Here is a 20,526-nt window from a genome sequence, read left to right as displayed (position 1 = left end):
TACACACGTTACCCTCGGATTATTCAAATCGACTTTTCAACGTTCTGCCCATGTCTGTCCCTCCCGAAGAGCTAAGCGGCCAACTCGAAGTTCGCCAACCCCAAACCGAAGCGGCCGGTATTACGGCGGTTGTTAAATCGGTAGAACATGTGTTTAGCCGCACCGATCTGGGACGCGGCTGGACGGCCCTCTACAAAGTAAACCAAACCGATGGGTACGACTGCCCCTCGTGCGCCTGGCCCGACCCCGATCACGGCCGTTCGGTTATTGCGGAGTACTGCGAGAACGGAGCCAAAGCCATTGCCGATGAGGTAATGACCCGGCATACGGCCTCGCCGGTGCTATTTCAGCGGTATTCGGTTGGCGATTTGTTGCAAAAAACGGATCACTGGCTGGGACAACAGGGCCGACTGACGCACCCGATGGTGTTGCGGACGGCGGGTAAATCGGCTTCTCCCCACGAGTTGCACTATGAGCCTATCAGCTGGGACGAGGCTTTCGACCTGATAGCTACCGAGCTGAACGCCCTGCCCTCGCCCGACGAAGCTATTTTTTACACCTCTGGCCGTACAGCCAACGAAACGGCCTTTTTGTATCAGCTGCTGGTGCGGATGTACGGCACCAATAACCTGCCCGACTGCTCGAACATGTGCCACGAGTCGACGGGGGTGGCCCTGGGCGAAACCATTGGTTTGGGTAAGGCATCCATTGTGTACGACGATTTTGCCAAGGCCGAGGTGATTATCATTATGGGGCAAAACCCCGGCACCAATGCCCCTCGGATGCTGACGGCCCTCGAAGAAGCTAAGCGCAACGGCGCGCAGATTGTCGCCGTGAATCCGCTCGTCGAAACGGGGCTGCTGGCGTTCAAACACCCGCAAAAAGTGCGCGACGTGGTGCTGGGTGGTCAAACGCTCACGGATCTGTACCTCCAAATTCGGATCAATACTGATTTGGCCCTGCTGAAAGCCGTGTGCAAACTGTTGTTGCTCGAAGAAGCCAAACAGCCCGGCCGGGTACTTGACCGGGCATTTATTGACGCGCATACGGCGGGCTACGATGCGTTTGTACAAGCACTGGACAACGATGATCTCGACGACCTGATCCGGCAAACCGGCTTAGCTCGTGAGCAGGTGACGGCTCTGGTGGAGGCTATTCGATTCAAAAAGCGGATCATTATCTGCTGGGCAATGGGCCTGACGCAGCACAAAAATGCGGTCGAGACAATCCGCGAGGTTATCAATCTGTTGTTGCTCAAGGGGAGTATCGGGATTGAAGGCGGTGGCGCAGCGCCTATTCGCGGCCATAGCAACGTGCAGGGCGACCGCACCATGGGCATTTACGAAAAGCCTAAACCGCAATTTCTGGATGCTCTGGAGCGGGTGTTTGGGTTTACGGCTCCGCGCAAACCGGGTTACGATGTGGTGGCGGCCGTGAAGGCCATGCACGAAGGCCGGGCGAAGGTATTTTTTGGAATGGGAGGCAATTTTGCCTTAGCTACGTCGGACACAAACTACTGCGCCGAAGCCCTCCGGAAATGCCGACTGACGGTGCATGTCTCCACAAAACTAAACCGGAGCCACCTGACACACGGCCAAACGGCCCTGATTCTGCCCTGTTTGGGGCACTCCGACATCGACCGGCAGGCATCGGGCGAGCAGTTTGTGACAATGGAAAATACGACCGGTGTGGTGCAGATGTCGAAAGGGGTGGTGGAGCCGATTTCGAATCTGATGCTCAGTGAGCCCGCCATTGTGGCTGGCATTGGTAAGCGGCTGCGGCCCGACTTCGATTGGGAGGCCTGCGTATCCAACTACGATACCATCCGCGACCTGATTGCCCAAACCATTGAGGGCTGTGCCGACTACAATGCCAAAGTGCGACACAGGGGCGGTTTTTATCTGCCCAACGGACCCCGCAAACGCCAGTTTACGACCCCCGACGGCAAGGCTCATTTTACGGTCAATACACCCATTGCGCATACGCTCCGGGCGGGCGAGCTGTTGCTGATGACGGTCCGTAGCCACGATCAGTTCAACACCACGGTGTATGGTAACGACGACCGCTACCGGGGAATCTTCAACGAACGACGGGTGCTGTTCATGCACCCCAACGACATAGCCGAGCAGGGATTGCGTGACCGGCAGGTCGTTGATCTGCACAGCCATTATGCGGGTGCCGATGGGGTGGTTCAGCAACGAACGGCTCACCGGTTCATCGTGGTGTCGTATGATATTCCACGCGGTAATGTGGCGGCTTACTTCCCCGAAACCAACGTGCTTGTTCCTATCGACAGCATCGCCGATAAAAGCCACACACCCACCTCCAAGTCTATTGTGATTACGGTAACACCTTCTTTATGAGATGGCTATGAAAACCTGTAAGGTCTTGGAGACCTTACAGGTTTGGGTTGCTTACTTGGCCGGCGGTGTAATCATGATGTGAGCGCGGTAGGTGCCGGGGTCCATAATCCAGGGCATACCCGGTACTTCGGCCTTGGTAGGCAGGCCCGTGCTTTGGGCCGTGGCATTGGCAATATAGACCACATAACGCAGGTTGCCATCGGTCACGGTGCCAGTGGTGGCATCGTACCGCTCCGAGGGGGCCGAAAACACAAACAGCGTAGCCGGTTGTTTGGGCATCTTAAACTTACCCGCTTTGGAGTCTTTGTCGCGCTGCTCATTCATCTCAGGCCCTTTTTTGCCTTCCATCCGAAGCTTACGGCCCCAGGCCATAAATGGTTCGAGCGATTCGTGGTAGCAGGCCGCGCTGAAGCCTTTCTGGTTCGGGTCGTCGGTGAGGCAAACCAGGTCGTTGGTGCCTTTGCGCAGGGTGATATACTTACCGTCGGTGTCGTAGCCGATCACGGTAGCCCCGTCTTTTTTGTCGGCTGGAGCCGCCAGCACAGCCGTTTTAATCTGAATATCAGGTGCTGGTATAACGGTTTGGGCGAAGGCCGGAGCCGCCAGCAAACTAAGCGAAGCCAGAAGTAAGGAGGGTTTCATACTGAACAGGAATAGAATTGACTGATTGGAAACTCGATTGGGCCAAAGATAACCGGATTTTTCATCTCGGTTGCTTTGGTGTATGGGTACGCGGATAGAACCAATTGGCCTACAAACACGGGGACTTTACACACCCTCTACGAGCCGCCGGTGGTAGTTGATTTGCCCAAGATGATAGCTTAGGTGGGTGGCCAGATGCACGAGAAAGTACTCGGTCGATGTCTTTTCGCCCAGAACCAGCAAAGGGTATTCGTCTGCTAAACGAGCCGGATCAACGTTGGCGAGCGTTCGCTCAATCACTTCGATTGTCTGGTCGAGTTGTTGGATGAGTTCGGTTCGGGGCACATCCCGGCGCGAAAACTCCAGGTCGCGGTGCCGTATGTAGCCAGTTTGGCCCAGTTCGGCCCCGATGTACGTATTTAGGTTCCCAACCAGGTGCAGGCTGAGGTTACCGGCAGAGTTGTTGATACCCGGCGGAACGGCCCAGATGTTGGCTTCGTGCCGGTACAGATTCAACTCGGAGCGAACCCGGTTTAAATCGCGGATAAAAAGGTCGGTGAGCGTTGTGAGAATCATGGGCTTGTGTGAGCGTACGTTTCGGTTTGAAAAGGTCTTCCGGCAACGGGTTACTTGCCGTAGCAGAGGGGCGGTACGGTGGCTCAAAAAGGGCCAATATCGCCCGGTAAAGGTACGTTGAAAGGTAAACGGAATCGCCGTTGGTGACACAAATCTGCGGTAAACGGGTCGGTGTCCAGTCACTTCCGTACGTGCCAGGAAAGAAAATGACCCGGAAAAAATAATGCGCTCCTTAACTCGCACGCCATCAACCGAATGCCCTCCTTTAGCTAACTTTTTTCCCGATTGCCCTGCGCCTTTCCCCCAAACTTTCCGTACTTTTACATCCCGTAACGACACAAACGTACTATACAGACATGGCGGCTACGGGGCAAAAATCCGCAAAATACATCTTCGTGACGGGCGGGGTCACTTCATCACTTGGCAAGGGCATTATTGCCTCTTCACTGGCCAAATTATTGCAGTCGCGGGGGCTGACGGTGACGATTCAAAAGTTCGATCCGTACATCAACATCGACCCCGGTACACTCAATCCTTACGAACATGGCGAGTGCTACGTTACCGACGATGGGGCCGAAACGGACCTCGATCTGGGGCACTATGAGCGGTTTCTGAACCGGCCAACTTCGCAGGCCAACAACATCACAACCGGCCGGATTTACAACAACGTGATCACCCGCGAACGCCGGGGCGATTTTCTGGGTAAAACCGTGCAGGTGGTGCCGCACATTACCGACGAAATTAAGCGTAACATCCGGCTGCTGGGTGATACAGGCGAGTACGACATTGTGATCACCGAAATCGGGGGGTGCGTGGGCGACATCGAGTCTCTGCCGTTTGTTGAGGCCGTGCGCCAGCTCAAATTCGAGCTGGGCGAGAAAGATACGCTCGTGATTCACCTGACGCTCATTCCGTACCTACAGTCGGCGGGTGAGCTAAAAACCAAACCGACGCAGCACTCGGTGCGTCAGTTGCTCGAAACCGGGGTACAACCCGACATTATCGTGTGCCGGACCGAACATCCGTTGCCCCCGGAGATTCGGCGGAAAATCGCCCTGTTCTGCAACGTACAGGTTAACTCGGTGATCGAAGCCATCGATGCCGAAACGATTTACGACGTACCGCTGCTGATGCGGAAAGAAAAACTCGATCAGCGGGCGTTGTACATGCTTGATCTGTACAATGACCAGGATGCCGACCTCGATGCCTGGAAGGGTTTTCTGGGGCGGCTCAAAAACCCAACCGATACCGTCACGATCGGTCTGGTGGGTAAATACGTGGAACTGCACGATGCGTACAAGTCCATTGCCGAGTCGTTTATTCATGCCGGTGCGGCCAATGAGTGCAAAGTCAAAATCGAGTGGATTCAGTCCGAAACGCTGGTTGATGTCGATTACTGCGCCCACACGCTGAGCCAGCTCGACGGGATTCTGGTAGCGCCCGGCTTTGGTGAGCGAGGCATTGAGGGTAAAATCAATGCCGTTCGGTACGCCCGCGAAAACGGGGTGCCTTTCTTCGGAATCTGCCTGGGGATGCAGATGGCCGTGATTGAGTACGCCCGCCATGTACTACATATCGAAGACGCCCATTCATCGGAGATGGAGCCCGAGACCAAGAACCCCGTAATTGGGCTCATGGAAGATCAGAAAGACGTGACCAACAAGGGTGGTACCATGCGGCTCGGCGCGTACGACTGTAAGATCAAGAAAGACTCTCTGGCTTACCGCGTGTACGGCAAAACGCTCATCAGCGAGCGGCACCGCCACCGGTACGAATTCAACAATGCTTACCTCGATGCGCTTGAAAAAGGCGGTATGCGGGCGTCGGGGATCAACCCCGATACGGGGCTGGTTGAAATTATCGAACTGCCGTCGCACCCCTGGTTCATGGGTGTGCAGTTTCACCCCGAACTGAAAAGTACGGTTATGAGCCCGCAGCCGATTTTCGTGCATTTTGTACGGGCGGCTCTGGCCCACGCCCAGAATCGTCGGTCAGGTTCGATGACGCTGGCCGAAGAAACCGAAACACTGTCGAATTAAGAAGCTGGCCGTGCGCTGTTGCTGATGCTCTTTTACCCAAAGCCCCAACTGCTGGGGCTTTGGGCGTTTTAAGCCCTATAATGTCTGGGTCGGGTAGCGGGCTCTGCTGATCGTTTCGATGCGAAACCTTCCGAAGTTAGGATGACCAAAATGCCCCAACCCAACCCCCCAGGTGGCAAACCGACACCGGCGCAGGTTTTTACAAGGGCTGGTGGGCCGCTTTGATGGACAGACGGTTTGGACACCCCGCCCGAAAGGCGTAATTTTGCGCAAAAAATTTGGTTTATGGTCCATGGTTTATGGTTCATAGAAAATCGCGGCTTCAAAAACCGTGAACGCTAAACCAGAAACTAAAAACTATAGACTACAAACTCTCCAAATGGATCGTAATCAACTTATTGGTATTCTGCTGATTCTGGCAATGTTGGTCGGGTATCAGTTTCTGGTGCCAAAACCAGAGCAGACCGAACAGCCCGCTCAAACAACGAAAGTAACCAAGCCTTCTGCTTCATCGGCAACGTCGGACCGTCCCCAAACCCTCGACTCGGCCGCTGCCCGCGCCCTCTACGGCGATTTTGCAGGTGTCAGCACCGGTCAGGAACGCGATATTGTTCTCGAAAACAAAGATGTTAAAGTTACCTTCAGTACCCTTGGGGGCCGAGTAAAAGAGGTTCTCCTGAAAAATTACAAGACGTTCGATGGTAAGCCGCTCCTCCTGATCGACAGCCGCCGGAACCAGACCGTACTCGAACTACCCACCAGTCGGGGCAAAGTCGATCTGCACAAACTGTACTACCAGACCGGGGCTCAGAGTGGTTCCGTAACGGGTGGGGCAACGCAGGTGGCGTTCCGGGCCGAGGTAGCACCGGGGCAAGCCGTGGAGCAGGTGTATAGCCTGCCCGCCGAAGGTTTCACTATTGATTACGACCTGCGCCTGAACGGCCTCACCAATGTAGGCAACGGCGATGTACGCTTCTTCTGGCAGGACCGGATGGAGCAGTTTGAAAACGATCTCAAAAACAACCGCCTGGCCGCTACGGTCAATTACCTGACGGCGGGCGAAGAGTTTGATCACCTGGCCGAGACCGAAAGCAGCGACGAGGTGACGGTAGAGGAGCCCGTGAAGTGGTTCTCGATCAAGCACAAGTATTTCCTGGCGAGTTTCATCACGAAAAATGCTCCGCTCAATAAAGCTAACTTCCGCACGCTCGTAGACCCGGCCGATAGCCTGACCGTGAAAACGGCCGTAGCTGATGTATCGCTGCCGATGGCGGATCTGAAAAGTGGCAAAGGACAGTACCGGTTCTATTATGGCCCCAACGATTTTCAGGTAATTAAAGAAGGAATCGCGCCCGAGTTTGACCGTAACGTGTACCTCGGCTACTCTATTCTGAAGCCTATCAACAAGTACTTCTTTGTGCCGGTATTCAACCTGCTCGAGAAGTTCATCAGCAACTACGGTATTCTGATTGTGTTGCTGGTGGTGTTTGTAAAATTGCTGCTTACCCCCCTGACCTACAAGTCGTACGTGAGCATGGCCAAAATGCGCGTGCTGGCCCCCGAATTGGCTGAGATCCGGGAGAAAGTAGGCGACGATATGGCCAAGCAGCAGCAGGAGCAAATGAAGCTGTACCAGCAGGTAGGGGTAAGCCCGCTTAGCGGCTGTGTACCGGTGCTGGCTACCATGCCTATTCTGCTGGCCTTGTTTCAGTTGTTCCCGAACCTGATTGAGCTACGGGGTAAGTCGTTCCTGTGGGCCCCCGACCTCTCGACCTACGATGCGTTCTTGCAGTTCCCGTTGGCGATTCCGTTCCTTGGCAACCACCTGAGCTTGTTTACGGTGTTGATGACCATCTCGTCGATTGCCTACGCGTACTACAACAACCAGACGACCCCGCAGCAGCCCGGCCCTGTAAACATGAAGGCGCTGAGCTACATTTTCCCGGTGATGTTTATGTTCGTGCTGAACTCCTTCCCGGCGGGTCTGACCTGGTACTATTTTGTATCGAACGTAGTGACCATTGCCCAGCAGCAGCTGATTCGGCGGTTTGTTGATGAAGACAAAATCCGGCTGGTGCTCGACGAGAACAAGAAGAAATTTGCGTCGGGCGAAGGCAAGAAGTCGAAATTCCAGTCGTACATCCAGAAGCAGCTGGCGGCTGCTGAAGAAGCCCGCAAGCAGGCCGAAGAAGCCCAGCGGAATCTGGAGAAACGCGGTAAGAAAAAATAAGCTGGCGCGTTGGCAGGTCCAAAAAACCTACGTCGAGTCCCCGTACTCTAAAATAAAAGCAACGCCATTGGCTGGCGTTGCTTTTATTTGTTCAGGAGATAAGTTCTTTGTTGAAACAAAACCCATAAGTAACGTACTGGTTATAAAAACAATGAAGGATGTTAGAAGGAGAAAAAGCCGGGTATTACCCCTGATACTGGCTTTGTTGTTAATCCAGGCCGACCTGTGGGCGCAGCTGAACCCGGAGGCTGAACGCCGGTACCGGGCGGCCGTGAAAATGGTGCAGCTGGGCGAGTATGAAAAAGCCAAAACCGAGCTGCAGCCCATTATGCAGCGTGGCACGGCCCTGTCGCCATTTGCGTACTATCACCACGCTATTGCCTCGTTTCGGCAGCGGAATTTTGGCGCTACGGTTCTCACGATCCGGCAATTGCTCGATAAATTTCCCGACTGGCGTAAGAAAGAAGATGCCAACTATCTGCTGGCAGCTGCCCTGTTTGAAACCGGTAAACTCGACGAAGCCATTCAGACGGTTCGGCGAGCCAACACGCCCGAGTTACGTACCGACGTCGACCAGCTGGAACGGTATTTCTACAGCCAGATTACCGACCTGAACCGGCTCAAAGTGCTTCAACGACAGTACCCCGACAACCGGAATCTGGGCCTGGCACTGGTTGAACTAATCCAGCAAAAATCGACCGACAAAAACGACCTTGAATTGTCGGACCGGCTCTCGAATCGGTTTGGCGTTCCCGCGCCCACACCGGGGCAATCGGCCGGGCCGGCTGCGCCCGTCAGAACCACGCCTACCCGCACGGGAAAAGCAAAAGGCTACTACAACGTGGCCGTTCTGTTTCCGTTTCGGGTGGATGGATTTGATGCCGAAAAACGGTTGCGGGCCAATCAGTACGTGTACGATCTGTACGACGGGATGAAAATGGCAAAAGCCAAGCTACAGTCGGAAGGGGTAACGGTGAATCTGTTTGCTTACGATATTGACAATAGCGAGGATAAAACCCTTGAGTTGCTCAATAACCCCACCTTTGCCCAGACCGATCTGGTGTTTGGTCCCCTCTACGCCGAACCCAATCGGCTGGTTCGCGATTTCACGAATCAGAACGGGCTTGTGCTGGTCAACCCGATTGCAACCAGCAGCGATCTGGTGACTAATCAGCCATCGGCTTTTCTGGCACAGGCATCGCTGAATCAGCAGGCTGAGCAGGCGCTGGCATTTGTCAAGTCGCTGGGGGTACCTAAAAAAGTGGCCATCTATTACGGGGCCTCCCGACGTGACTCAACTTTAGCCGCTACCTATCAGGCCGATGCCAAAAAAGCGGGGTATCAGGTGATGGAGTTTCGAAAACTAACGGGCAACGGAGTCGCCATGGCGGCTGGTATGACTGTTTCGGACGTGAACAAGCCGGGGCATGTGTTTTTTGTGAGCAGCAACGACGAAGACGGGCCCAATTTGTCGGACGCTTTGAGTCGGCGGAAAGTAAGCAGCCCCCTGTTGGCTACAGCCTCGGCCTTTGACTTTTACAAAAGCTCCAGCTCGGTGTTTTCCCGGCGGGAGACGTACCTGATTTATCCCGAGTTTATTGATCCCGATCGCCCGGCGGCTGAGGAGTTTCAGAAAAAATACCTTGCCGAGCGCAACATCATCCCATCGGTTTACGCCTGTCAGGGGTACGATCAGCTGCTTTTCTTCGGACGGCAGATTGCCCGGCGGGGGCTTCCGCTCAAAAACTGGGCTACTCTGCGCACCGAGTCCGGCGAAGATTATGTGATGTCGGGTTTCGACTACACCAGGAACAACGAAAACCAGATTGTCCCCATCGTCAAATACGTTGGGGGCCGATTTACGAAAATTAATTAGCGAGAGAGCGAAAGAGTGAAAGAGCGAATGAATTGTTGGATTCAATCTCACGCTTTCACTCATTCGCTCTTTCACTCATTCACTCTTTATGACAACGAGCGAACAACTTTTTGAACAGGCTAAAACCGTAATTCCGGGTGGGGTCAACTCGCCGGTGCGGGCATTTCGGGCCGTAGGTGGCCACCCGCTATTTATCAAATCGGCAAAGGGTCCGTACATCTACGACGAAGATGACCGTCGGTACATAGAACTTATCAACTCCTGGGGCCCTATGGTACTGGGGCACGCGTTTGAGCCGGTCGAGAAAGCCGTCCGCGACGCCATCGGGCATTCTTTTTCGTTTGGGGCGCCCACCCGTAAAGAGGTCGAAATGGCCGAATTGATTGTGTCGATGGTGCCGTCGGTCGAAAAGGTACGGATGGTGAATTCGGGCACCGAAGCTACCATGGCTGCTATTCGGGTGGCGCGTGGATTTACGGGCCGCGACAAAATCATCAAGTTTGAAGGGTGCTACCACGGCCACGGTGATTCGTTTCTGATTGCGGCCGGCAGTGGGGCTATGACCATGGGTACCCCCGACAGCCCCGGCGTGACCAAAGCCACGGCACTCGACACCCTCACGGCTCCCTACAATGATCTGGCGGCTGTTGAGGCCCTGATCGAGAACAACGCTAACCAGATTGCCGCGCTGATTCTGGAGCCGGTGGTGGGCAATATGGGTTGTGTGCTGCCCGAGCCGGGTTTCCTCGAAGGGCTACGTGAGCTGTGTACCAAACACGAGATTGTGCTTATTTTCGATGAGGTAATGACCGGCTTCCGGTTGGCACCGGGCGGGGCTCAGCAGCGGTTTGGCATTACGCCCGACCTGACAACGATGGGTAAAATCATTGGGGGCGGCATGCCCGTGGGGGCTTACGGTGGACGCGCCGACATCATGAACATGGTATCACCGGCCGGGCCGGTGTATCAGGCCGGTACGCTTTCGGGCAACCCCATTGCCATGTCGGCGGGTTTGGCCATGTTGCATTACCTCAACGAGCACCCGGACGTGTACACGCGTCTCGACGAAATTGGTAGCAAGCTGGCAACGGGCTTCCAGGCCAGCCTGACGAAGCTTGGCTTGCCCTATACGATCAATCAGATTGGGTCGATGTTTACCCAGTTTATGACTGATAAAACCGTGACGGACTTTGAAACGGCTAAAACCTGCGATGTTCCCCGGTTTGGGCGTTACTTCCACGCTATGCTGAAGCGGGGCGTTTATCTGGCTCCTTCACAATTCGAGAGCCTGTTTGTATCGGTGGCCCTCACCGACGAGCTAATTGAGCAGGTTATTCAGGCCAACGAAGAAAGCTTGATCGAAGCAAGTATGTAAAAGGCAGGAGGTAGGAGAGAGAGCGGAATAACCCGGTGGAGAGGTGGATTGCTTACTCGTCGGCTCCTTCCTCCTTTGTTCCTTCCTCCCTTTTCCTCTTTCCATGTTATTTTCTGTTATCGTTCCTATTTATAACCGCCCCGACGAGCTGCGTGAACTGCTGGACAGTCTGGTCCAACAGACGCGCCTACCCGATGAGGTATTGGTGGTTGAAGATGGGTCAACGAACCGGTCGGATGGGGTGGTAGCCCAGTTTGAAGGCCGCTTGCCGGTCCGGTATTTCTACAAACCGAACTCGGGGCAGGGTTTCGCCCGGAACTACGGTTTCGAACGCGCTACGGGCGATTATTTCGTTATCTTCGACTCTGATGCCGTCATACCCCCGCATTATTTTGAAACCGTAGAAGCGTATCTGCAAAATGACCCGCTCGATGCCTACGGTGGCCCCGATGCCGCCCATCCTGACTTTACGGATGTACAGAAAGCCATTAGCTACTCCATGACGTCGCCTTTTACAACGGGCGGAATTCGGGGAAGTAAAAAAAACCTGGGCGGTACGTTTCACCCACGTAGTTTTAATATGGGGCTGTCGCGCCGGGTTTGGGAAAAAATCGGCGGGTACAAAATCAGCCGGATGGGCGAGGACATCGAGTTTGCGATCCGAATTATCCACAATGGTTTTCGGACGGGCCTTATTCCTGACGCGTTCATCTATCACAAACGACGGACAAGTTTCCGTCAGTTTTTTCGGCAACTTCAGTTCTTTGGGCGGTCGCGGATCAATATTTCCCGGTTTTACCCCGACGAACTGAAATTGGTGCATACGTTTCCGGCCCTGTTCACGCTGTTTCTGGCGTCGGTACCCGTGTGGGCGTTGGTGAGTCCGGTGCTTTTTGTTTGCGCTATCGCCTTTTTAGTCGTATATTCCGTATTGATAGGGATTGATGGAGCCCGTCAGGCGGGTAGCCTAAACGTTGGCCTGCTGAGCGTGGTAGCGGCCTTTGTACAACTCACGGGCTATGGCATCGGGTTTATACAGGAAGGCTGGAAGCGTTGGCGGGAACCCAAAGACTTTCGCGAGACAGGGGTGGACGTAGAGTACCCATCCTGATTTGGGAAATTGTTTATAGTTTTGAGTTTGTAAGTAATGGAGCAGAATTAAATGTATAATGAATAGTGTAAAATGTACAACGAAAGGGCTGACTGTTAGCAGGTAACCTAATTACTCATTATGCATTTTACATTGTACATTTAATTAAGTACTGAGTCAAAATGAAATGAATAGTGTACCGATTGATAATTAATAGTACGAGCCATTATCCATTGTGCACTGTTCATTATACATTCCTTTAACATAAACATGCAATGACAATCAGTGGCCCCGTAAAACCGCCCGGCAAGCGAGTAATTAAGCGAATGAGTACGCGCACCAAATGGCTGTTGCTATCGGTGGTGAGCTTACTCGTGATCGGGGCTGGCTTGTGTATTTTTAGCGAAGCAGCCCATCTAAAACACTCGGGTCAGCCAACCGGGCAATGGGTATTGCTGGGTACGTACAGCCTGATTCTGATCAACGGTGGCTTGTGTTTGCTGGGTCAGGCTATCCGGTTTCGGGTCATGATGGATACCCGCCGGATCGTACGCCGGGAAATAAAGAAAAAAGCTCGTGAGCTACGCCCCAAGCGGAAGAGTCCTTCTGGCGCGTAGACGCCTGTTTGAGATAGCATCATTTGTAGCCCAGGCACAAAAAAGACGACCCTATCGAGGTCGTCTTTTTTGTGCCTGTACTGATTAAGAAGGGCTTACGCAGCTTTCTTCTCAGCAAATGAAGCTTTAATAGCCTCTACGTCCACGTTGCGGATTTCGGGCCGACGCAGCAATTCTTTGATCTTTGCCACCTTGTTGTTAGCGCGGGCCTTGTTCTTGCGGTCCTTACGCTTTAATTCTGTTACTGCCATGATCGCGTATAAATTATATTTTGTCAGTTTCTGAAAATAGAGCGCAAAAGTAAGCATTTTTTAGATAGCATGACAGCCTCCGGGGGATTTTGTTTGGTTATGAGGAAGGTAGGCCCTTTGGGAATGCAAACGAAGTTAACGCCTGTTGGCGTTTGAGTCCCCTTCTGACCAAGGTAGGTAAGAATCCTGTCGTACCTTTGCGGCATGAAACCATCACTTGTCAAAGGAACACGCGACTTTGGGCCGGAGCAGATGAGCAAACGGCTGTTTATATTCGATACCATCCGGGCTACGTTCAAGCGATTCGGTTTTTTGCCGCTCGAAACCCCCTCCATGGAAAACCTGTCGACGCTGACGGGGAAGTACGGCGATGAGGGTGATCAACTCTTGTTTAAAATCCTGAATTCGGGCGATTTTGCGGCCTCGGTCACGCCCGAAATACTCGCAACAGGCTCTAAAGCTGTGCTGCCCAAAATAGCTGAAAAAGGACTTCGGTATGACCTTACGGTGCCCTTCGCCCGTTACGTGGTCATGAACCGGCACGCGTTGGCACTGCCTTTTAAACGGTATCAGATGCAGCCCGTTTGGCGCGCCGACCGGCCACAGAAAGGTCGCTATCGGGAATTTTATCAATGCGATGCCGATGTGGTGGGCACTGACTCGCTGCTGTGCGAAGCTGAAATCGTGCTGATGGTCCACGAGGTGATGCGAAATCTCGGTATTCAGAACTTCACTCTGAAAGTAAACAACCGCAAGATCCTGACCGGTATTGCCGAGGCCATTGGCGCACCGGGTATGGAGGGGGCCCTGGCTGTAGCCATCGACAAGCTCGATAAGATTGGACAGGAAAAAGTACTCGATGAACTCCGCGACCGGGGCTTCGCCGATAGTGCAATTACGGCCCTGCTGCCCATGTTTACGATGCAGGGCACAACCGAAGAGGTACTTGCTAAGCTCAAAAGCTGGCTGACTCAATCCGAAACGGCACAAAAAGGGATTGCCGAACTCGAAGAAACCCTTCGGCTGGTAGCTCAGTACGGTCTGGAAAACCCACAATTCGAACTCGACGTGACCCTGGCGCGTGGGTTATCGTACTATACCGGAGCCATTTTTGAAGTAAAGGCTCTGAGCCGCGACGGCGGACCGGTAAGCATTGGCAGCATCAGCGGGGGAGGGCGTTACGACAACCTCACGAGTGCGTTCGGTACTTCGGAGCGGCTATCGGGCGTGGGTATTTCGTTCGGTGTCGACCGGATCTACGACGTGATGGAGGAGCTGGGTCTTTTCCCGACCGACGCCGGACAGGGTACGGCTGTCTTGTTGGTGCCTTTCGATGCAGAGGGCCGCTCGGTAGCGCTGCCGCTGCTCAACGCGCTTCGTCAGGCGGGGGTATCCGCCGAAATGTACCCGGATCTGGCCAAAGTGAAGAAGATGCTCGATTACGCGAACGCCAAACGGATTCCGTACGTGGTCTTGATTGGGTCAGAAGAAGTGCAGACCGGCCAACTGGCCGTCAAAAATATGCTGACGGGTGAGCAGCAAAAGATGACGGCTGAGTCTGTGGTCTCGTTCGTGCAGGGATAACGTTTCCCGGCTCACACCATATCAGCCCCTGAGGAATTATTTCCCTCAGGGGTTTTTGTTTAGGGAGCATGGTTTCAGTACTGAGAAGTATAGTCGGTGTAGGTGCTCCCGGTCTGGGTGTTGTAGATTAGCAGGCCCTCAGCAGTAGAATCCAGTTGGGCCAACTTAGTACCTTGCGCATCCCACACGCCCGATTGCCCGGCGGCTACGAAATTATCGCAGGGGCCTATGTTGTTGGCCATCAGCACAGGCATGGCGTAGGCGTTGGAAATGGCCGATAGGGCCATCGTGGCCTTCTCAACCCCTTCGGCCGATTTGGCCACACTGGCTACATACAAATGGGCCCCGTCCTGATAGGCACGTTGTGGGTGGCCCGGAATGGATATCTCATAGCAGATAGCTAAGGCCACGTTGGTGCCCTGCACACTAATCAAACCCGGCTCGGTACCGGCAACAAAGTAAGGGTACTCGTCGGGGTGAAGGTATTGCTTGGCGTACACCTGCCTCGGTTGGCCCGGTTGTAACAAAACCATGCCGATCTGAACGCCCTCACCGCGCCGTAGTGGCATACCGACCCCGAGCGTAATTTGGCCCCAATCGCTGAGGGCTTGTAACAGGTCAAACAGGGTATCGTTGGGTGAGGTGGCCAATGAGTGAGCCAGTTCGGGTTCGTAACCTGTGAGCGACAGTTCGGGGAAAAAAAGGGCCGAAACCCCAGCGGCTACGGCCTGCTCAGTCATGGTTTGATGAACCTGTACGTTATGGGCTATATCGCCCCGACGGGGGCTAAGTTGAGCAATACCAATCTTCATGAATGGGTAATCGTTCTGGTTTACGCGAATCTTTACGTACTTTTGACGTAAAGGGTTTGCCCGGTGCCTTTCACCAATTTACTGGGACTTCAGTGCTGGACCTTCGGACTTCAGACACTGGACGTTAGACTTACTACCTTTATATATGGAGGTCTAACGTCTAATGTCCAACATCTAATGTCCAGTACTGAGTACTGGGACAACTCGATTTCTATAACTCCTTATTTTCCAGTTGCATGAAATTACTTCTTTGCTCTCTCATGGCCGCTTCGCTGCTGTCGGTCGACGGCGGGGCACCGAGGCCTGCCAAGCCTGCCCGGCAAGTTAGTGTTCAGGAACGCTTCACCAAAGCGAGCGACGTGGTATGGGCCTCGCCCAAAGGCTTTGACCTGACCATGGACATCTATACTCCGAACACGGGAAAGAAAAGCTACCCGGTCATTGTGATGATTCATGGCGGGGGCTGGCTCATCAACAATAAAAGTATCATGAACGAAGCGGCTGCTTATCTGGCGAGCCATTCGGAATACGTGGTGTGTAATGTGAATTACCGGTTGCTACCCGATGGGAGCAACACTGTAAAGATGAACGAGATTGTGGAGGATGTGTTCGGGGCCGTTTTGTGGGTGAAAGACAACATCGGACAGTATAAAGGCAATCCGGGTCAACTGATCGTAACGGGAGATAGCGCCGGGGGGCATCTGGCAACGATGGTTGTGATGCAGGGCCATAACCTCGAATCCGACGGGTTTGCGGGGCCAACGCTCGGTTTCCGCCCGACATACCTTCCCAAAGGGAAAACGGCTGAGCAGGTAGCAAAAGACAACGGATTGGCCGTACAGGCCGCCCTGATCAGCTACGGTGCATTCGATCTGTACGGTAGCGCGTTGGGTGGCTTTGAGAAAGAAGGAAATATGTTTTGGACAATGGCCAAAGCTAAGGCCCGCGGTATGTTTGGCGAAGGGGTCGACGCCAATACGCAGCCTGCGCTGTACAAGCAGGTGTCGCCCTTGTACCTGATTCCGAAAGCGAGTGAGCGCAAATTGCCGCCCATGTTGTTTACGGTTGGCTCCAGGGATAATCTGACTACACCAGCCTCGATTGAAACGTTTATGGGCAAGCTAAAAGAAGCGGGCCATACTAATCTGGAGTATTGGGTACACGAAGGACGGCCGCACGCGTTTCTGGACTCGGGATCGAATCAGTTTCTGGGTATCAGTTTCACCAAAGATGCCCCGCCCGCGCTCGACAAAATGATCAGCTATCTGAACCAGATTTTCTATTGACCCATCGCGGTACGGCATAAAAAAGCCCTGTAGCAGCATGCTACAGGGCTTTTTCTTATGAAAAGTGAGCTCAGACTCTAAACGAATTCTGCTCCATTATTTAAACGCAGCTTTACGACGCAGCCTGATCGCCCGACACACTTAGCGTCTCGATTCGGTTTTGCCAGTCGGCGAGCGGCAGTCCCGCTACCTCGCCCAGTACAATAACAGCCGGGTTGCCCACACCGGCCGCTTCGACTCGCTCGCAAATCGTCGAAACCCGCCCCAGTACAACCCGTTCGTCGGCGGTTGTACCGTTCTGAATAATGGCCACGGGCAAATCGCTCTTGCCAACGCTGGCAAACAGGTCGGTGATTTTAGAAAGTTGGTGCATACCCATCAGCACCACTACCGTAGCCGACGACTGAGCTGCCAGATGCAGATCGCGCGAAAGCTGACCGTCTTTCGTCGTGCCCGTCACAACCCAAAAGCTTTCGGATACACCCCGGCTTGTGAGCGGTACACCCGCCGACGAAGGCACCGCGTAGCTACTCGAAATGCCCGGCACCAAAGCTACCTCCAGCCCGTGTTGCCGGGCAAACTGTGCTTCTTCGTAGCCGCGCCCAAACACAAATGGGTCGCCCCCTTTGAGCCGAACCACATGGCCGTACTGCCGGGCATAGTGCACAATAAGCGGGTTGATGTCTTCCTGCATACACGAGTAGGCACCCTTGCGCTTACCCACGTACACCTGAAGGGCATCGGGGCGGCAATAGTCGAGCAGTTCGGGAGCTACGAGCGCATCGTACATCACGACATCCGCTTCCTGCAAAGCCCGCACGGCTTTTAAGGTAATCAGTTCAGGGTCGCCGGGTCCAGCGCCTACGAGTGTCAATTTCATCATGAGCAAATTAACTATCCTGCGCTTGTACCAGCTCCTGCAAGTGCGGCATGCCTTCGAGGGCAATCTGACGCTCCCGATACGCCAGCACAGCCTCCCGGAATTGTTCGGCTTTCGCAATAAAATCGGCGGCAAATGCTTCGGATGGTTCCTGCTTGTTAATGCTGAAAACCAATGCCTTAAACTCACCTTCGAGGGCGTGGAACCCTTCTTCGCCCACAAACGTCCGGTCAAAATCGGCCACGATACCGTGTTGGGTATTCGTGTTAACGTCGCGGCTCATCAGGGCGGCTTTGGCCCCTGTGATAAACACGTTGTACGCGTGGTAGATGGCGTCGGCGGGGCGGTTTTCGGCTTGTGCCTCACGGGCCCACGTCAGTTTCTCGGCGGCTTCTTCCAGCGTAGTGGCTACCAGGTCGATCATCACACCGGCACACTCGCCCACACCTACTTCGGTGGTGAATTGTTCGGTATGATCCCAGTCGATAAAATCGTTGGCGGTAACCAATTTCAGGTCGGCCAGGGGTTTGAGCAAGGCGTAGAAATAGTTTTTGCCCTGCCGCCCGTAGTAATCGTTGAAGTACTCGCCCTCAAAGCTGTTTGCCTCGTAATCCTGGAGCAGAAGCCGCAGAGCGTCGGGGCCGCGTTTGGTCGGAATCTTCACGACTTTATCCCCAATCTGGCCCTCGCCCGCACCGTTAAATCCACCGCCGAGCAACACCTGCAGGGCGGGCATGACGGCCGCACCGTTTTTCACCGATGAGCCGTGAAAACCAATATTGGCCACCGAGTGCTGCCCGCAGCCGTTCATGCACCCGCTGATTTTGATCTTGATGTCGTTGTTGTAAATAATGTCGGGAAACTCGGCGTGCATCATCGTTTCGAGAGCCCGCGTGATGCCGTAGCTGCTCGAAATTGCCAGATTGCAGGTATCCGTGCCGGGGCAGGTGGTAATGTCGGCTGTGGTATCAAAGCCCGGCGTTGCCAGCCCGAGGGCATCGAGGCCGGCGTACAAGGCCGTGAGGTCTTCGGGGCGCACAAACCGGAGCAGATAGCCCTGATTGACCGTCACCCGAATATCGTCGGCCGCGTAGGTTTTTACCAGCTCCGCCAGGGCCCGTGCCGTATCCGACGACATATCGCCCACCTGTACGCGCAATTGCACGCCGTACCAGCCCGCCTGTTTCTGCTCAAACACGTTGGTACGGAACCAGTGCTTCAGTTTGGTATCTTCGGTTTCGAGCTGATACCCCGAAACCTCAGGGCGGGGTGCGTACCCGTCGCTGCTCGACGGGGCCGTGGTGTCAACTGCCAGCGTTTTGTTTTTGAGGGCGGGCCACTCTTCGGCAATCCGGTTCCGAAACTCGTCGAGACCAATATCGTTGAGCAGGTATTTCATCCGGGCCTTGTGCCGTTTGGTGCGTTCGCCGTACCGATCGAATACCCGGATGACCGCTTCGATGAACGGGATGGCCCGGTCTTCTTCGATAAACTCGGTCACTGCCTGGGCGGCAAATGGCTGCGCTCCAAGGCCACCGCCGAGTAATACTTTAAAGCCCCGCTTGCCGTCTTGTACGCGCGGAATCAGGCCGATGTCGTGCATGTAGCCGTAGGCCGAATCTTTCTCCGACGACGAAACCGAAATCTTAAATTTACGGCCCATCTCCTGGCAAATCGGGTTGCGGAGGAAGTACTCAAAAATAGCCTGTGCGTAGGGCGAAATATCGAATGGCTCCTCTGGGTCGACACCGGCGCGGGCTGAACCCGTCACGTTCCGTACGGTATTGCCGCAGGCTTCTTTCAGGGTGATGCCCGCGTCTTCGAGTTCGGCCCAAAGCAGGGGAGAGTCGGCTAATTTGACAAAGTGGAGCTGAATATCCTGCCGGGTAGTGGCGTGGAGGTTACCCGTAGCGTACCGGTCCGAAACATGGGCAATACGTACCAACTGATCGGCCGTGATGCGCCCGTAGGGTAGCTTGATACGGATCATTTGCACACCGGGCTGCCGCTGTCCATACACCCCGCGAGCCAGTCGGAACTTGCGGAACTGCTCGTCGGTCATCTGACCGCTGTAAAAGGTACTGATCTTCTTCTGGAGGTCGAGAATGTCGCGTTGGGCGGCTGCACTGACGTTATCCGAAAAGGCAATTGACATAATAGTAATTCTCTATAGAGTAAATATACTATCTAATAAAAACAAAGGCCGGAGGGCGGTCCGGCTTTTTGAAGAAGAAGTGTAGATGCAAAAGTAAGGATTTATAGCGTGGAATAGTTCGCCCGAGGGGGTGAAATTATGGGTTTGCGGGGTTGGGGCGTTTTGCGCGTCAAAAGTAAAGTGTCCGGCTAAACCGACCCACCTCACTAGGTGGCGGACTACCGCCTAAAGGTGAGTTCCATAAAGCGGCTGTACCGAGCCAGGTTTGCGAACGTAACTCGTCCCTGCCTGCCCAACAGGACAGCAAATAGTTCGATCAGAAAGGTGCGCTGATGTTTGCTCACGTTAGAAAGTTTAGCTGATATTGGCTTGAGAATTGCTTCGAGACTTATGGGTCGTGGGTGAAAAAATGGGGATTTCAACACTACGACCCTTTTATCGTTTCACCAAATTATGACCTAAAACTGCTCATAGTATTAGTAAATGTAAGTAAGGTTAATAAATGATGATGTTTGCTGTAGTCGCAAAACCCGCACTTGGCTACTAAACATCTACTTTTTTCTGTTTATGAAAAAACTCTACCCTTTCACTTTATTAGCTTGTTGACTAATAACCACTGCCTCATTGGCACAGGACCCCGATGTACCTGCTAATCGCAAATCGACCGAACCTTTTTGGGGTATCGGGGTTCAAATCCCACTCATTAAACTGTTTGGCAAGAAGAAGGCAAAAGCTCTAACAGAGTCATTT

General features: G+C 53.9%; 15 protein-coding genes. 9 read left to right on the top strand and 6 right to left on the bottom strand.

What is annotated here, in order from left to right; all coding sequences use genetic code 11:
• Nucleotides 1-50 precede the first annotated feature (50 nt).
• Nucleotides 51-2,363, top strand: a complete 2,313-nt coding sequence (locus RUDLU_RS0107445) for an FdhF/YdeP family oxidoreductase (RefSeq protein WP_019987734.1) — start codon at nt 51-53, stop codon at nt 2,361-2,363.
• A gap of 51 nt (nt 2,364-2,414) precedes the next feature.
• Here RUDLU_RS0107445 and RUDLU_RS0107440 read toward each other — a convergent pair whose 3' ends face one another.
• Together RUDLU_RS0107440 and RUDLU_RS0107435 are read right to left on the bottom strand one after the other, a co-directional pair.
• Nucleotides 2,415-3,005, bottom strand: coding sequence for a hypothetical protein (locus tag RUDLU_RS0107440; RefSeq protein WP_019987733.1), 591 nt, complete (start codon nt 3,003-3,005; stop codon nt 2,415-2,417).
• Between the two features lie 126 nt (nt 3,006-3,131).
• Nucleotides 3,132-3,581, bottom strand: coding sequence for a DinB family protein (locus RUDLU_RS0107435; RefSeq protein ID WP_019987732.1), 450 nt, complete (start codon nt 3,579-3,581; stop codon nt 3,132-3,134).
• Nucleotides 3,582-3,937: 356 nt separating this feature from the next.
• Between RUDLU_RS0107435 and RUDLU_RS0107430 the strand changes: the two genes are divergently transcribed.
• The 6 genes from RUDLU_RS0107430 (at nt 3,938) to RUDLU_RS0107405 (ending at nt 12,808) form a co-directional block, all read left to right on the top strand.
• Nucleotides 3,938-5,620 carry a CTP synthase gene (locus RUDLU_RS0107430; protein ID WP_019987731.1) on the top strand — a complete coding sequence of 561 codons (1,683 nt, stop codon included), beginning with the start codon at nt 3,938-3,940 and terminating at the stop codon, nt 5,618-5,620.
• 379 nt (nt 5,621-5,999) lie between these two features.
• Nucleotides 6,000-7,850: a membrane protein insertase YidC gene (gene yidC / locus RUDLU_RS0107425; RefSeq protein ID WP_019987730.1), complete on the top strand. Its 1,851-nt coding sequence runs from the start codon at nt 6,000-6,002 to the stop codon at nt 7,848-7,850.
• A 202-nt stretch (nt 7,851-8,052) separates the two neighbouring features.
• Nucleotides 8,053-9,726: an ABC transporter substrate-binding protein gene (locus tag RUDLU_RS0107420; protein WP_019987729.1), complete on the top strand. Its 1,674-nt coding sequence runs from the start codon at nt 8,053-8,055 to the stop codon at nt 9,724-9,726.
• 88 nt (nt 9,727-9,814) lie between these two features.
• A complete protein-coding gene (gene hemL, locus RUDLU_RS0107415) occupies nt 9,815-11,101 on the top strand; it encodes a glutamate-1-semialdehyde 2,1-aminomutase (RefSeq protein ID WP_019987728.1) in 1,287 nt (428 codons plus the stop codon).
• 103 nt (nt 11,102-11,204) lie between these two features.
• Entirely contained in the window at nt 11,205-12,212 is a 1,008-nt protein-coding gene (locus RUDLU_RS0107410) for a glycosyltransferase family 2 protein (RefSeq protein WP_019987727.1), read from the top strand.
• Nucleotides 12,213-12,466: 254 nt separating this feature from the next.
• Complete coding sequence (locus RUDLU_RS0107405) at nt 12,467-12,808, top strand: hypothetical protein (RefSeq protein ID WP_019987726.1); 342 nt, start codon at nt 12,467-12,469, stop codon at nt 12,806-12,808.
• A gap of 95 nt (nt 12,809-12,903) precedes the next feature.
• Here RUDLU_RS0107405 and RUDLU_RS30005 read toward each other — a convergent pair whose 3' ends face one another.
• Nucleotides 12,904-13,059 (bottom strand): hypothetical protein, encoded by a 156-nt coding sequence (locus RUDLU_RS30005; protein ID WP_169578031.1) that lies wholly within the window; start codon nt 13,057-13,059, stop codon nt 12,904-12,906.
• Nucleotides 13,060-13,263: 204 nt separating this feature from the next.
• Between RUDLU_RS30005 and hisS the strand changes: the two genes are divergently transcribed.
• Nucleotides 13,264-14,643, top strand: a complete 1,380-nt coding sequence (gene hisS, locus RUDLU_RS0107395; RefSeq protein ID WP_019987724.1) for a histidine--tRNA ligase — start codon at nt 13,264-13,266, stop codon at nt 14,641-14,643.
• 74 nt (nt 14,644-14,717) lie between these two features.
• Here hisS and RUDLU_RS27090 read toward each other — a convergent pair whose 3' ends face one another.
• Nucleotides 14,718-15,455: a carbon-nitrogen hydrolase family protein gene (locus RUDLU_RS27090; RefSeq protein WP_019987723.1), complete on the bottom strand. Its 738-nt coding sequence runs from the start codon at nt 15,453-15,455 to the stop codon at nt 14,718-14,720.
• Between the two features lie 236 nt (nt 15,456-15,691).
• Between RUDLU_RS27090 and RUDLU_RS0107385 the strand changes: the two genes are divergently transcribed.
• Nucleotides 15,692-16,741 carry an alpha/beta hydrolase gene (locus tag RUDLU_RS0107385; RefSeq protein ID WP_027302855.1) on the top strand — a complete coding sequence of 350 codons (1,050 nt, stop codon included), beginning with the start codon at nt 15,692-15,694 and terminating at the stop codon, nt 16,739-16,741.
• A 112-nt stretch (nt 16,742-16,853) separates the two neighbouring features.
• Here RUDLU_RS0107385 and cobA read toward each other — a convergent pair whose 3' ends face one another.
• On the bottom strand, nt 16,854-17,621 hold the full coding sequence (cobA, locus tag RUDLU_RS0107380) for a uroporphyrinogen-III C-methyltransferase (RefSeq protein WP_027302854.1): 768 nt from the start codon (nt 17,619-17,621) through the stop codon (nt 16,854-16,856).
• A 10-nt stretch (nt 17,622-17,631) separates the two neighbouring features.
• The gene (locus tag RUDLU_RS0107375) at nt 17,632-19,776 is read right to left on the bottom strand and encodes a nitrite/sulfite reductase (RefSeq protein WP_019987720.1); all 2,145 of its coding nucleotides are present in this window, start codon (nt 19,774-19,776) and stop codon (nt 17,632-17,634) included.
• Between the last annotated feature and the right edge of the window lie 750 nt (nt 19,777-20,526).

Source organism: Rudanella lutea DSM 19387 (genome assembly GCF_000383955.1).
GTDB classification, from domain to species: Bacteria; Bacteroidota; Bacteroidia; order Cytophagales; family Spirosomataceae; genus Rudanella; species Rudanella lutea.
The sequence above is the reverse complement of the archived record's forward strand: the minus strand, read 5'-3'. Positions and strand labels throughout refer to the sequence as shown.

Bases quoted from the DNA above. Each gene is read 5' to 3' on its own strand.
- RUDLU_RS30005 (WP_169578031.1), bottom strand. From the start codon at position 13,059: ATGGCAGTAACAGAATTAAAGCGTAAGGACCGCAAGAACAAGGCCCGC.
- RUDLU_RS0107430 (WP_019987731.1), top strand. From the start codon at position 3,938: ATGGCGGCTACGGGGCAAAAATCCGCAAAATACATCTTCGTGACGGGC.
- RUDLU_RS0107405 (WP_019987726.1), top strand. From the start codon at position 12,467: ATGACAATCAGTGGCCCCGTAAAACCGCCCGGCAAGCGAGTAATTAAG.
- hisS (WP_019987724.1), top strand. From the start codon at position 13,264: ATGAAACCATCACTTGTCAAAGGAACACGCGACTTTGGGCCGGAGCAG.
- RUDLU_RS0107410 (WP_019987727.1), top strand. From the start codon at position 11,205: ATGTTATTTTCTGTTATCGTTCCTATTTATAACCGCCCCGACGAGCTG.
- yidC (WP_019987730.1), top strand. From the start codon at position 6,000: ATGGATCGTAATCAACTTATTGGTATTCTGCTGATTCTGGCAATGTTG.
- RUDLU_RS27090 (WP_019987723.1), bottom strand. From the start codon at position 15,455: ATGAAGATTGGTATTGCTCAACTTAGCCCCCGTCGGGGCGATATAGCC.
- RUDLU_RS0107385 (WP_027302855.1), top strand. From the start codon at position 15,692: ATGAAATTACTTCTTTGCTCTCTCATGGCCGCTTCGCTGCTGTCGGTC.
- cobA (WP_027302854.1), bottom strand. From the start codon at position 17,621: ATGAAATTGACACTCGTAGGCGCTGGACCCGGCGACCCTGAACTGATT.
- RUDLU_RS0107440 (WP_019987733.1), bottom strand. From the start codon at position 3,005: ATGAAACCCTCCTTACTTCTGGCTTCGCTTAGTTTGCTGGCGGCTCCG.
- RUDLU_RS0107435 (WP_019987732.1), bottom strand. From the start codon at position 3,581: ATGATTCTCACAACGCTCACCGACCTTTTTATCCGCGATTTAAACCGG.
- RUDLU_RS0107445 (WP_019987734.1), top strand. From the start codon at position 51: ATGTCTGTCCCTCCCGAAGAGCTAAGCGGCCAACTCGAAGTTCGCCAA.
- RUDLU_RS0107375 (WP_019987720.1), bottom strand. From the start codon at position 19,776: ATGTCAATTGCCTTTTCGGATAACGTCAGTGCAGCCGCCCAACGCGAC.
- hemL (WP_019987728.1), top strand. From the start codon at position 9,815: ATGACAACGAGCGAACAACTTTTTGAACAGGCTAAAACCGTAATTCCG.